General features: G+C 31.2%; 12 protein-coding genes, 1 tRNA gene and 1 riboswitch. Of the genes, 5 read left to right on the forward strand and 8 right to left on the reverse strand.

What is annotated here, in order from left to right; translation table 11 throughout:
• Window positions 1-98 precede the first annotated feature (98 nt).
• Window positions 99-359 carry a hypothetical protein gene (locus C3E89_RS09720; RefSeq protein WP_005587450.1) on the reverse strand — a complete coding sequence of 87 codons (261 nt, stop codon included), beginning with the start codon at window positions 357-359 and terminating at the stop codon, window positions 99-101.
• A 158-nt stretch (window positions 360-517) separates the two neighbouring features.
• Between C3E89_RS09720 and C3E89_RS09725 the strand changes: the two genes are divergently transcribed.
• Window positions 518-1,327, forward strand: a complete 810-nt coding sequence (locus C3E89_RS09725; protein WP_005587448.1) for a DUF2935 domain-containing protein — start codon at window positions 518-520, stop codon at window positions 1,325-1,327.
• 28 nt (window positions 1,328-1,355) lie between these two features.
• Here the strand turns inward: C3E89_RS09725 and C3E89_RS09730 are convergent, their stop codons facing one another.
• A complete protein-coding gene (locus C3E89_RS09730; protein WP_005587446.1) occupies window positions 1,356-1,568 on the reverse strand; it encodes a hypothetical protein in 213 nt (70 codons plus the stop codon).
• A gap of 133 nt (window positions 1,569-1,701) precedes the next feature.
• Window positions 1,702-2,136, reverse strand: coding sequence for a Dps family protein (locus C3E89_RS09735; protein WP_005587444.1), 435 nt, complete (start codon window positions 2,134-2,136; stop codon window positions 1,702-1,704).
• A 109-nt stretch (window positions 2,137-2,245) separates the two neighbouring features.
• Between C3E89_RS09735 and C3E89_RS09740 the strand changes: the two genes are divergently transcribed.
• Entirely contained in the window at window positions 2,246-2,551 is a 306-nt protein-coding gene (locus C3E89_RS09740) for a winged helix-turn-helix transcriptional regulator (protein ID WP_005587443.1), read from the forward strand.
• An 83-nt stretch (window positions 2,552-2,634) separates the two neighbouring features.
• Here C3E89_RS09740 and C3E89_RS09745 read toward each other — a convergent pair whose 3' ends face one another.
• From C3E89_RS09745 to mnmA, 3 genes are all read right to left on the reverse strand, one after another.
• Window positions 2,635-4,236, reverse strand: a complete 1,602-nt coding sequence (locus C3E89_RS09745; RefSeq protein ID WP_236912513.1) for an amidohydrolase — start codon at window positions 4,234-4,236, stop codon at window positions 2,635-2,637.
• 12 nt (window positions 4,237-4,248) lie between these two features.
• Entirely contained in the window at window positions 4,249-5,658 is a 1,410-nt protein-coding gene (locus tag C3E89_RS09750) for an APC family permease (protein ID WP_236912516.1), read from the reverse strand.
• 168 nt (window positions 5,659-5,826) lie between these two features.
• Window positions 5,827-6,009, reverse strand: a riboswitch (Lysine riboswitch).
• A 320-nt stretch (window positions 6,010-6,329) separates the two neighbouring features.
• Entirely contained in the window at window positions 6,330-7,442 is a 1,113-nt protein-coding gene (mnmA, locus tag C3E89_RS09755) for a tRNA 2-thiouridine(34) synthase MnmA (protein WP_236912518.1), read from the reverse strand.
• Window positions 7,443-7,667: 225 nt separating this feature from the next.
• On the opposite strand from mnmA, the gene C3E89_RS09760 reads away from it, so the two are divergent.
• Both C3E89_RS09760 and C3E89_RS09765 read left to right on the forward strand, forming a co-directional pair.
• Window positions 7,668-9,779, forward strand: a complete 2,112-nt coding sequence (locus C3E89_RS09760; protein WP_236912520.1) for a stalk domain-containing protein — start codon at window positions 7,668-7,670, stop codon at window positions 9,777-9,779.
• Window positions 9,780-9,986: 207 nt separating this feature from the next.
• Window positions 9,987-11,447, forward strand: coding sequence for a DUF445 family protein (locus C3E89_RS09765; RefSeq protein WP_236912525.1), 1,461 nt, complete (start codon window positions 9,987-9,989; stop codon window positions 11,445-11,447).
• A 36-nt stretch (window positions 11,448-11,483) separates the two neighbouring features.
• On the opposite strand, the gene C3E89_RS09770 is transcribed toward C3E89_RS09765, so the two are convergent.
• Window positions 11,484-11,560: transfer RNA gene (locus tag C3E89_RS09770), tRNA-Val, on the reverse strand.
• 138 nt (window positions 11,561-11,698) lie between these two features.
• Here C3E89_RS09770 and C3E89_RS09775 point away from each other — a divergent pair.
• Window positions 11,699-12,037, forward strand: a complete 339-nt coding sequence (locus C3E89_RS09775) for a hypothetical protein (RefSeq protein WP_236912527.1) — start codon at window positions 11,699-11,701, stop codon at window positions 12,035-12,037.
• Between the two features lie 18 nt (window positions 12,038-12,055).
• Here C3E89_RS09775 and C3E89_RS09780 read toward each other — a convergent pair whose 3' ends face one another.
• Window positions 12,056-12,937: a LysR family transcriptional regulator gene (locus C3E89_RS09780; RefSeq protein WP_236912529.1), complete on the reverse strand. Its 882-nt coding sequence runs from the start codon at window positions 12,935-12,937 to the stop codon at window positions 12,056-12,058.
• Between the last annotated feature and the right edge of the window lie 22 nt (window positions 12,938-12,959).

A 12,959-nucleotide genomic window follows, 5' to 3' on the forward strand; every position in this document is an offset into this window, starting at 1 on the left:
TTGTAGAGTCCATAAAAAACTTAAGAAAGGATTGGAAGTGGATAGATTCTTCCACCTTTGAGTTGTAAGCTAAGATAAAGATGACTATGAAGGGTACCTTAATTTATGTATACTCTAAATACCTTAACAACATAGTCATCTAGTCCAGATTTTGTTAATAGAACAATAGATGGTATTTTATTACCTAAAAATTCAATCCTATAAGCTTTAAAACCATCTTCATCTAAGCTTTCATCCCTATTTACAGTTACTTCATTTCTATTAGCAATTTTATATTTTTCAAGTATATTAATAATCCGTTCTTCTAACTCTCCTGTTGGGCATTCAAGTATCTTTATTTTATTAATAGCTTTTTCCACATTTTCAACCTCCTTTTCCTAGTTATCATAGCCAAAAAGCAGATCATTATTCGGAAATTTCTATTAAGTTTAATATAATTTTAATCAATAATATCACAAAATTATTATTATGAACATATTATTTAATAATGTCAATTATTTTACAAGGAGGGGATTTTTTGGACTATATTAGTTTTGAAAAGGAAGCATTATTTGAGCAACGGTTTTGGCTCCAAATTTTAGGGGATCATGCCAGGTTTATTTATAACACTTTATCGTCTTCTGAAAAAGAGAAGATTGAAAAGGCTATTTATTTTATACGTATATTTGATGAATTGTTAGAAGAAGCAAGGATGTCTTTAGATGGAAGACAGGTTTATGAATTAATGTTAAAATCTCAGCATCATTCTAAGGACATAAGGGAGTTTAAATTAGAGTTAATAAAAGAGCATTTAGTAGGAAATATAATTATTGGTCTTTCACCTACATTTGTAAATCATATGGTAAACGAAGTGGAAGAATATCTTCGAATTTTACAATGTTTGATATCTGATAAAATACCAACAGCTCATCCTATACATTACCATAAACTATGGCTACCAGATGCATCTGGTCATGCTGACGCTGTTAAATGCGAATTAGATAGTGTTGAAACAGAATTAAGGGAAAAGAGCCAAAAATTTGTTGTGGAGTTTAATAATCTATTTATTAAAGCAAATGAGTTTTCGGGTTATCTGAGAACCTGTGTTCAAGATTTTCCTGCTCTACATAGATTAAATTATCAAGCTGAATATAAAATACAGTTATTTATGGAATTTTTGAAGGAAATAGAAGAGTTAAGATTATCTAAAGAGGCGGTTGGTACACTGATGCCTCTTATGGTTGACCATATGTTAAGAGAAGAATGTTATTATATAACTAAACTATCTAAAGTGTCTAAAGTAGATATGCCCGACTGTGATCCAACCAAACCAAGAGTGAAGGACTAAAAAATATTGAAGATGGTTTAAGGCAATATTAAATATTCTGCCATGAACCATCTTTTGTGCATATTAGCTTTGAACCATCGTCTTTTGTAATAATAGAGCCAACTGCATGCCTCATACCTGCATATATGCAAAAAGGGTCTTTTTCCGCATTACCAACGGGTTGTTTAGAAATTGATTTTATTCTATTTGGAGCAGAAATAAGATTTACAGAAATATCGTCTCTTTTATTGTGATTTTTCATTAAATTACTCCTTTCATATGCTATATTTATTATTTTGATCAACAACTCAAATATTATTCAAAGAATACCATTTAGAGCATAATGTTTTACGCAATGAAAGAAGCATCCTTCAACAAGGATGCTTCAAAATACTTTATTGTAGCATAGCTTCAACGAACCATATGTTTTTGCTTAAATCGGCAACATAGTCTTCAAACATTGCAACAGTTTCAAAATCTCCTTCTTCATCTGCTGTATTTCTAATTTCTGTTGCTAGTTCTTTCATGGATTCTAAATCCATTTTAATAATTTCTAGAGATTCTTTTACTAAAAAGTCTTTTGCTTTGATTTCATCAATAGTTGCTATTTCTAGATATTCTGCCATTGTAGATAAAGGTGTTACTTTTTTAGTCTTCAATAGTTCAGCTACTTCATCAAAGTTTTCAAATAGTTGGTCATAAATTTCTTCTGTAAATTTGTGGACTTCCATAAATTGATTTCCTACTACATTCCAATGGATATTGTGTAATTTTATATTTAGCACACTTAGATTGGCTAGATATTTTTGTAATAGATCAATATGTTTCATTCTATATCCCTCCAAATATTTATATATTAATTATTATCTTCTATTAACTATATTATATGATATAATATAAGATACAAAAAGGCACAAATATGTTAGTAGGAGTGAAATAATGGAAACAAAGATTTTTAATGGATTTCAAATTGTACAAGATTTAATTAAGTTGAGATGGGTACCTGAAATCTTAAAATCTATTCATCTTGGTAATCAACGTTATAGTGATATTTTAAAAAGCATCCCATATCTAAGCCATACAGAGCTAAATAGGAAATTAAACATCCTTATAGATAAAAAAGTTATAGAGAAGACCATTAATGGGAACAATACTTATTATTCTTTACTTAACTTTGGAGATGATTTAGTACATATTTTTTATCATCTTGAAGATTTAGAAGATAAATATTTTCAAACTTCTTAGAATAATTATTTAATTCTAGTTGAAAAAGTAAGATAATATAGATTTAGGGGATTCAACAACTCCCCTAAATCTATATATACACATTACCATTTTTCATAGACGAATTCTCCGTTTACCATGGTTTTTTCAACTTTAATATCCTTAATTTCAAGTTCTTCAATAGTAAAGATATCTCTATCTAATACAATTAAGTCAGCTACATAGTTTGGTTTTAGTCTTCCTTTAAAATTCTCTTTAAATTCATTGAAGGCACTACCTATTGTATAGGCGTCAATAACATCCTGTAATTCCATTTTTTCCTTTGGATAAAAGCCCCCCTTAGGGTTGCCATCCATCCCTCGTCTTGTTATTGCACAATAAATATTAGGGAATGGGTTGCAATCTTCTACTGGAGCATCTGTACCAAAGCTTATAGGAGTACCTAATTGGTATAATGTATTAAAAGCGTAAGAAGTACTTGATAATTCTTTTCCAACACGAGATTCTACAATTTTAAGATCATAGTCCAAAAATATAGGTTGATACATAATAGGTATATTCAATCTAGCTATTCTTTCTAGTTGTTCCATGCTGGTAATTTGACAGTGAACAATTCCATGGCGTAGATTATTTTTCCCGTTTTTCATAGTTTTTTCATAGGCATTAATAACACTTTCTACAGCCCCGTCTCCAATGGCATGGGTTACTACCCTGATACCATATTCTGTTGCTAAATCGCATAGTTCCTGTAATTGTTCATCAGTTAATGCTGCTACGCCCTTAATACCTGGCGCATCTTCATAATCCTTTAACATTAAGGCAGTTCTAGCTCCTAGAGAACCATCTTTAAATAGTTTTAAAGCCCCTTTAGATAGGAAGTTTTCATCATATTGACCTTCCTTAAATTCCGATTCTAAGTAGTCTTTCAAATCCTCTATATCCTGAAAATTAAATTGAATCCCATATCTTAACTTGGTTTTCTTATTATCATAAATACTATGGATAATATTGAACATATTTTTAAATTCTTTATTTGATACATCACAGGATTGAACAGAAGTTATTCCAACACTTAAAGCGTAGTTGGCTGCTTTTAAAAATTCCTCTTCTATATCCTTATGATTTTTTTCAGGTATAACTGATTTAATCAGACTTACAGCATTTTCATTAAAAATCCCATTAGGTTTTCCTTCACTGTCCAATTCTATAGTTCCACCATCTACAAAAGTATTTTCATCTATCCCTAGTACTTCTAAAGCTTTTGTATTTCCTACAGAAACATGTCCACACACTCTATCGAATACTATAGGGATTTCTGTAGATATTCTATCTAGATCCAATCGATTTAGTAGACGTTTTTCACCAGTGGTAAAACAATCTTGATTCCATCCACGACCATATAGGACAGTCAAACCTTTGTTTTCCTCTAAGAATTTTCTACCCAACTGAATAATTTCATCTATTGATTTCCCGGAAGTTAAGTTACAGCATGACATTACAGCGCCGACAGAAGCAAGGTGCATATGACTATCGTTAAAGCCTGGCAAAACAGTTTTTCCTTGAAGATCCATTACATTGTCAGCATTATTATTAAGGATTTCTCCATTAGAACCAACCTGTTTAATCCTCCCATTTTCAATGAGTAATGCTTCTTGAAAATTGTTTTTTTCAACATAAATTTTACCGTTTTTTAAAATTGTTCTCAAAAAATCATCTCCTTATATTTGTTCTTCATTTTTGTTTTGTCTACTAAAATAAATATAAAATAATATGCCAATAGCAGGGATAGCTAAGCCTATTATTGAAGTTTGAGGATCTTCGATAAATGTGTTGATCATTAAACCAATAAATATTAAGGTTGTTAGAATGATGGTAATAGGATAACCAGCTACCTTATAAGGTCTTTCTAAATTAGGAAACTTTTTTCTATAAATTATAACTGCATATACTCCTAAAGTATTGAATAACATTCCTGAAAATACCACTAAAGATGTTAATTGATTTAGGTTTCTAAATAATACAAGTATAATGGATATTAGACATTGTGCGATTAAAGGAGCATAGGGAACTTTGTATTTTGGATGTAACTTACCAAAACTTTTGAAAAAATGGCCTTCTACGCTCATGGCATAGTACATCCTTGGGAAAGCTAATATACATCCATTTAAGGCTCCAAACATTGCAATTACCATACCTATAACCACTAGAAGGCTACCAGATTTACCCAACAACCTTTCGGCAGCATAACTTCCTAGATAGTACTCATTATTTGCTATTAAACTTTCAATTTCATTAAAAGGTATAACCCTATATATAGAATAATTGAATAGGGTATATAAACCAGTTATAGAAACTATAGATATAATGATAGCAAGAGGTAGATTTTTTCTTGGATTTTTTAATTCTTCAGCTACAGTATTTAAATTAGTCCATCCTTCATAAGCCCATAGGCTAGCGATTACTGCAAAGGATACCATACTAATAATTGATCCAAAGCTTATATCCGTTGTTTCTGGAGTTAAGCTTAAATCTGGGGATACTTCTCCGAATAACAATCCTAATACCATTATAATACCAATAGGTATTAATTTTGCAACCATAGAAATATTTTGCAATTTTGAACCAAATTTTACACCAAAATAATTTACAATGGTTAGTCCTATGATCAAACTAATAGCTGCAAATTTAATAGTCCATTCTCCCATAGGAATAATAACTGTAAAAGCGCTGGGCAAAGCAATTGCTATAGCAGCAATAGAACCAGGGCCACCGATCAACCAGCTGGTAAATCCATTCAAAAATCCAACAACTGGTGAATAAGCATTATTTAAATATACAGTCATACCGCCAGCTCGGGGATCGGAAGCACCTAGCTCTGCATAACAAATACCCCCAAGTAGTGAAACTACTCCCCCTAAAATCCAGCTTAATAAGGCTAAGCTTAAACTCATGCCTGTTCTTATTAATACATATGAACCTAGATAGAAAATACCTGATCCTACCATTATTCCACCTAGAATACTAACTCCGCCAAATAAACTAATTTCTTTTTTAAAACCTGAATCCGTTGAATGCGTTGAACCTCTCGAATTCATTGCATTAATTAATTCGTCTGATCGATTTAACAATATTTTTACCTCCTAAATCTAATTCTGTGAAACAAATTTAAAACTAACTTTTAATTATGATATTAATAAGTTTTGTATATACAAAAAATATAAAAAGCATTTGACAGGCATGCCAAATGCTTTTGTAAATAGCAAAGCTAAAGACATCCTCTCCCCCTTTCTGGCCCATAGTGAGATAGCTCAACATCAAAGTATCGGGCAGATACAATGATGACAGTCCTACACCTATTAGATGCAGGCCCAGCATCAGATTTTGGTATCTGACACTTCGGCGATAACTCCTTTTCCTATATATCATTGGCTTCCGGCCTTAATATAGGTACTCTTAGTAATCGCGCCTCTACCTCACCCTTGGAGGATGAGGATTTTTTATGAAATTTTATATATGATAGCATTAACTGCAAATATTGTCAAGTAAAGATAAAATAAAAAATAAGTTTGCTGGTATATTAGTATAAATATAAAAATGTAGTTAAAGTATTGGAAAAAGTTTACCATATTATGGATAATTATAGATATGGAGTTAAGGTCTTAATTAATAGAAACAAACGTCCTATATAAAATAGAATTTCTGAGCAATATCAAATGGACTTTAGAATATAAATTGTATATAGTACTTGGGGTATTCACTACTATATAATGGAACAGTGGAGACAGCTATTGCTGTCCCATTAACCTTCATTTAAATACTCATATTTGTTATCCAAAGGCTCTATAGACTTAATAATAGAACCACCAAGACATATTTCATCTTTATATAATACTGCTACTTGACCAGGGGTTACTGCTTTTACTGGCTCATCATATTTTATATGAAGATTACCATCTTCTAATATATCTACCGTTACTGGAATATCCGATTGTCTATATCTGAATTTAGCAGTACATTTTAAAGGCATATTAGGAGCTTCCTCCAGTATCCATGAAGGAGATTCTCCGATTAAAGAAACGGAATAAAGGGCTGGATGATTTTCACCTTGAGCCACATAAAGAATGTTTTTTTTCAAATTCTTCCCTGCCACAAACCAAGGCTCTCCTGTACCAATTCCTCCTATTCCTATTCCTCTTCTTTGACCTAAGGTGTAATGAATTAATCCTGTATGTTTACCTAATTTATTACCTTCCACATCTATTATATCTCCTTCTTTTGTTAAAAGGTATCTATCTAAAAATTCATCAAAATCCCTTTCACCTATAAAACATATACCTGTTGAGTCTTTCTTCTTAGCAGTATATAAATTATTTTTTTCGGCTAATTTTCTAACTTCTTTTTTTTCAAGATGACCTATAGGAAACATAGTCCTAGAAAGGGCTTGTTGTCCAATTCTTGATAGAAAATAGCTTTGGTCTTTATTCTTATCTTTTCCTCTAAGAAGATAATAGTTTCCACTCCTTTCCTGTACTTGGGCATAATGCCCCATGGCTATATAATCCGCTTCTAGTTTTAAAGCATAATCTAGGAAAGCATTAAATTTTATCTCTTGATTACACATTACATCTGGATTAGGGGTTCTTCCCTTGTTATATTCGTCTAAAAAATAGGTGAATACCCTATCCCAATATTCTTTTTCGAAATTTATTGTATAAAAAGGAATATCCAATTGGTTGGCTACCCTTCTAGCATCTTCAGCATCTTCTGTTGCGGTACATACCCCAAATTCATCCTTTTCATCCCAGTTTTTCATAAAAAGCCCTATTACTTCATACCCTGTTTCCTTTAGCAATAAAGCAGAGACAGATGAGTCTACTCCACCGCTCATACCTAAAATTACTCTCTTTTTCATATAATCCTCCTTAAATTTATACTAAATCTGATCATAAGTCCGTATCAATATTATATCATTAATTCTAGTAATTATAGCAAAACTTCCTATGTTGCTAAGAATCTTTCATAGTATTGTTGAATTTGTAATATAAATTTAATTTGGAAACCGTTAAGAAAAGCAAAATTCTAATGTATAATGTAAATAATAGAAAAGCATATCATAAAAAAGGAAGGAGTGGAATAGGTGAAGAAAAAGGTATTGAATAGAACTTTGTTTTTTCTACTAGTTATACCTTTGGTTTTTTCTCCATGGTTTAGTTTACATCTTTTAGCAGCACAACCTATTAGATTAGTTGTCGATGGTAAGGATATTACTTCATTAACTAGCCCTGTAGTAGAAAATGGCAGAACCTTGGTGCCAATTCGATTTGTAGCAGAAGAGTTGGGGGCAGAAGTTAGTTGGAATCAAAAAGATAGACGAGTTACCATAAGAAAGGATAATCAATTGGTAAGTATGAAAATAGATAGTCGTTTAGTACTACATCAAGGAGAGGAAAAACAATATAACTTAATAGATGTAGCACCCAAAATTATAAATGGACGTACTTTTGTACCTCTTCGCTTCATTAGCAATGCCTTTGGGATAGGTATTGAATGGGATGGTACTGAAAGAATAGTTCATGTTGATTCCAGCAAAACATCAGATGTGGAGCCGTTTTTTAATATAAAAATTTCCACATTAAATTCTGGACAAGTTATTACTGGAAAAACCGACTTGCAAATAGAACCTATTGAGGATAATTTATCTGGTGGGAAAGAGATAAGATATCTATTATTAGATCCAAATACATCAGAAGGATTTATAATTGCAAGAGGTAATGGATTAACGGATAAATATACTTGGATACCTAATTTAATGGAAAAAGGTGAAAAAGTTCTGGTAGCTGCTATTTACGATGAAAATGGACAATTTTTAGCTGGTGATGCAATATATCTAGATTTAAACATTATTCCTAAAGTATCTTTAGTAGGAGTAAGAGAAGGTGAAACATTAAACGATATAATAAGTTTAGAGGCAGATATAAATTTCATTGCATCCCATATAAAATATGTAATAACCAATTTAGATACAGAGACAATTGAGATTATTGGTGAAGAAATTCCATTAGATCCTTATGGTCAATATAAATGGGAACCTGAACTAAAGGAAAATGGTAATTATTCCTTTAAAGTAATTGCTTATGATAGCGAAAACAAAGCTTATGAAAGTGAGAGCATTTCAGCAAAAGTTGAAGTCAATCCTAAATTAGCATTATTAGGAATTTATGAGGGACAAACTATAGAAAAACCAGTCAATCTCTTGGCTTCTAGAAATTTTGATGTAAGTGAAACAGAATATATTTTAAAGGATCCCAAATCTGGAGAAGAACAGATCATTAAGCGAATGCCTTATGGTAGTTATAGTTGGTTTCCAGAACCAGAACTTTCTGGCCAAAAGGAAGTACTAGTAAGAGTTAAAGATTCAAAAGGAATATTATATGAAAGTAAGGGAATAAAGGTTAATTTAACAGGAAAGCCTCTAATACTTTTAGAAGGAGTAGGACCAAATCAAGTTTTAAGAGATCCTACCAAGTTAAAAGTAAGGAGTAATGTAGATTTAGATAGTGTAAGTTATGTACTTACAAACCAAAAAACTGGGAAACAAAAAATAGTAGCTAAGGACAAAGATCCGTTAGTTGAGCAAGTTTATACCCCTGCAAGAGAAGATATTGGATATTGGAGTATTAAAGCTATTGGCCAATATAAAGGCAAAGAAGTTATCAGTGAAAATGTTCCAATTAGAGTTTATCTAGGAGAAACACATAAGTCTTTACCGATAATTGAGAAAGATAAATTTCTTGATTTAGCATCAAAATTAGCAAAAGATTCATGGAATAAAACAGGTATGTCTGCCGCTTTACAAACAGCCCAATCTATACTTGAAACTGGATGGGGACAAAGTGTACCTGTAGATAAATATAGTGGGAAATTATCCTATAACCTATTTGGAATTAAAGGAAAAGGTCCTAAGGGTTCAGTAACCTATAATACTTGGGAAGTATATAATGGACAGACCTACTACGTTGATGCTGAGTTTCGGGCTTATAATAATGTGGAAGAAAGTTGGGCTGACCATAAGAGTTTCTTATTAAATTCTGAAAGATATGAGCCCTTTAGACAAGTAATGCATAACAGTGCTCAAGGAGCCTGGGCCCTAAAAAGGACTGGATATGCTACTGATCCGGAATATGCCTTAAAATTAATGAGAATTATTAAACAATATAATTTACAAGAGTTAGATAAAACAAAGATTTAATATATTAAAGACGGTTCTTATTGTAGATAGGACCGTCTTTATATATTTCAATATTTTAGTATACATTTAAATCTAGCAGATGCAGTCTTTATGGCTACATATTTTATTTTTAGTTTCCTTTCTGTTGACATTAATCAAAATTGATTTAGAATATACTAAGGAGTCTTTTTATCGAAAAATGTAAAAAATAATGCAAGAGGTGAAAATGTGAAATTTTTAATGCCAATATTAGTAGGAGGAACTATAGGTTATATAACCAATTGGATTGCAATAAAAATGTTGTTTAGACCTCATTATGAGAAGAAAATTTTTAATATGCATGTTCCCTTTACTCCAGGACTTATACCTAAAGAAAGGGATAGAATTGCAAAGAGTATAGGAGAAGCAGTAGGAGTATATCTATTATCTCCAGAGGTAGTAGTAAAATCCCTATCTAATGATAAGAATGATTATATAAAAAAATGGGTGGAATCCTATATAAGTAGGTTGCAGCAGGAAGATCGGTCCTTAAAAAATTTGATTATAGGTTTAGGACATGAAAAGTATAATGAAATACTAAATATTATGAAGTTGAAAATTACAGAGGCTATCTGTTTACAATTACGTAAAGACAAATTTAAACAGAAATTAATCCAGTTAATTGATGAATATATTTTCATCAATTCCAAAGATGAATTATACCAAACAATAAATAAGAAGATGGAAGTATATCTCCAGCGAGTAACTACATCCGAAGAAACAATTGTTGGGCTAAAGAATATTATTACTGGAAAGCTAAATGATTTAAGCACTAATGAAATACCATTATCTGAAATCATTCCAGAAAATATTGTTTTCCAAATCAAGGATACGGTTATTCAACATGATGAAGATATTGTAAAAGCATTGTGGAATATCATCAATGATCCAAAGATTGAATTAAAATTAAAAGGATGGATTACAGATATTGTATCTAATAATATGAATAAATTGGTGGCAATATTTATGAGTCCAGAAACAATATCGGATAAAGTATTTAATGCAATAAAGGAATCTGTAAATAAACCTGAAATAAATGAGAACATTGTAATGGTTATTATAACTTTGATTGATAAAATCTTGGAGAATAAGGTAGGGAATATAGCCGCCGTAATTTCAACCAAGTTGGAAGAAGACCAGGTTTTGGAATTATCCAATACTATAATCCGATATATATCTAAAGAGGAAAACCAAAAGAAGGTTATTAGTTTAATTGGTAAAAGACTTAAAGGGGAAGAAGCTTATCTTAGGGATAATCTATTAGGTTTTATATCCAAAGAACTGGAATCATTATTGGATTCAAAATTATTAAATGAAAATATTTATTACATTATCGATGATATTTTCGAAAGGATTTTAAATAAGTCTATATCATCTATTGTTGTTAATATAGATGAGAGGACAGTTATAAATATTGCCAACTTTTGTAATGATATATTTAATGATTTTGCTAGAAATAAATTACCTCATATTGTTAAAGTATTTAATATTTCCAGGGTGGTAGAAGATCAGATAAACAGTTATGATGTGGCTTTTGCAGAAGAGCTTATACTTGGAATAGCCCATAAAGAGTTGAAAGCTATAACTTGGCTTGGGGCTTTATTAGGTGGGATAATGGGTATTATACTACCAATATTACAGTCAATTTAAAGAGCATCTACATGGCATGTAGATGCTCTCTTTATATGGTGGGCGATATTGGACTCGAACCAACGATCTCCACGATGTCAACGTGGCGCTCTAACCAACTGAACCAATCGCCCATGAACAATTATTATTCTAGCATAATTTTAACTAAAATTCAATCAAAATTATTATTCAAAAGATCATAATCATAGAATTCAACCTCCTTGACATAGATTTTCCAATGAGATAATATGAAGATACAGGGGGTGTTTGATTTGAAAAAGATTGCATTTTTTGCCTTTAAGGGAGAACGGATGTGTTTTATGCACGTACTTTTAAACGCTATAGATATGCATGAAAAGGGAATGAAAGTCAAGATTGTCATGGAAGGAGAAGCGGTTAAATTAATAAGAGAATTAGATTCTAGTGGAAGCAATGTTTATAAAAAGGCCAGAGAATTGAATTTATTTGATTCCATCTGTAAGGCATGTTCGGCTAAAATGGGTGTCCTTACATATAATGAGAAATCAGGTATTCCAATAAACGGGGAACTAAATGGACATCCTTCAATGACTAAATTTATTGAAGAGGGTTATGAAATTATTACCTTGTAGAAAAAGGGGATAGCTAAACTATCTCCTTTGTTCTGTATAACATAGGTTCCAGAATGCCTCCATTGATTCTGTAATATACTTGTTCTTGTGATAGATGATATTGAATTGGCGTTTAAATTTAATATCATCTAGTTCTATATGAAATAACTTATTACTAGCTAATTCATTTTCAACAGCCATTTTAGAAATAACAGAAACCCCAATATTAGATATGACTGCATTTTTTATAGCTTCAGAATTGTTACATACCCATTTTATATTTAAACTGAAACCTTTTGATGCCATAAAATTTTCGAATAATTCCCTGGTACCACTGCCACTTTCACGAAGTATTAAATCTGATTGAGATAATTCTTGGAGGGTAATATAAGGTTTCTCTCTAAAGGGATGTTCCCTTCCACATATAAGAATAAGTTCGTCATCCATAAAAGGTTTGGATATTATATCTTCACTATGAATGGGTCCTTCTACAAGTCCAAAATCTAGTCTGCTTTTTAGTACCATATCTTCAACAACCATAGTATTATCTATTACTGATTCTATATGAATATTAGGATAGTTATGAATGAATCGACTAGATAATTGGCTTAAAATGCAAGTCCCTACTGTTATAGATGCTCCTATTCTAAGTATACCACTTTTACTATTTTGTCTTATCTTTTCTTCCATCTCATCGAATAAAGAAACTATATGTCTAGCATAGCTTAAGAACTCCTCTCCTTTTTTCGTAATATATAGTTTTTTAGACAATCTTTCAAAAAGTCTAATATTATAGTATTCTTCAATTTCTTTTATAGTTTGACTTATAGAAGGTTGGGCTATAAAAAGTTTTTTAGCTGCATTTGTCATACTTCCTGTATCTACAACAGTAATGAAAACTTTTAAATGTCTTATATTCATAATCTCCTCCTTGGTATAGGTA

This window comes from Clostridium sp. Cult1, assembly GCF_021655095.1.
Lineage (GTDB): Bacteria > Bacillota > Clostridia > Tissierellales > Tepidimicrobiaceae > Schnuerera.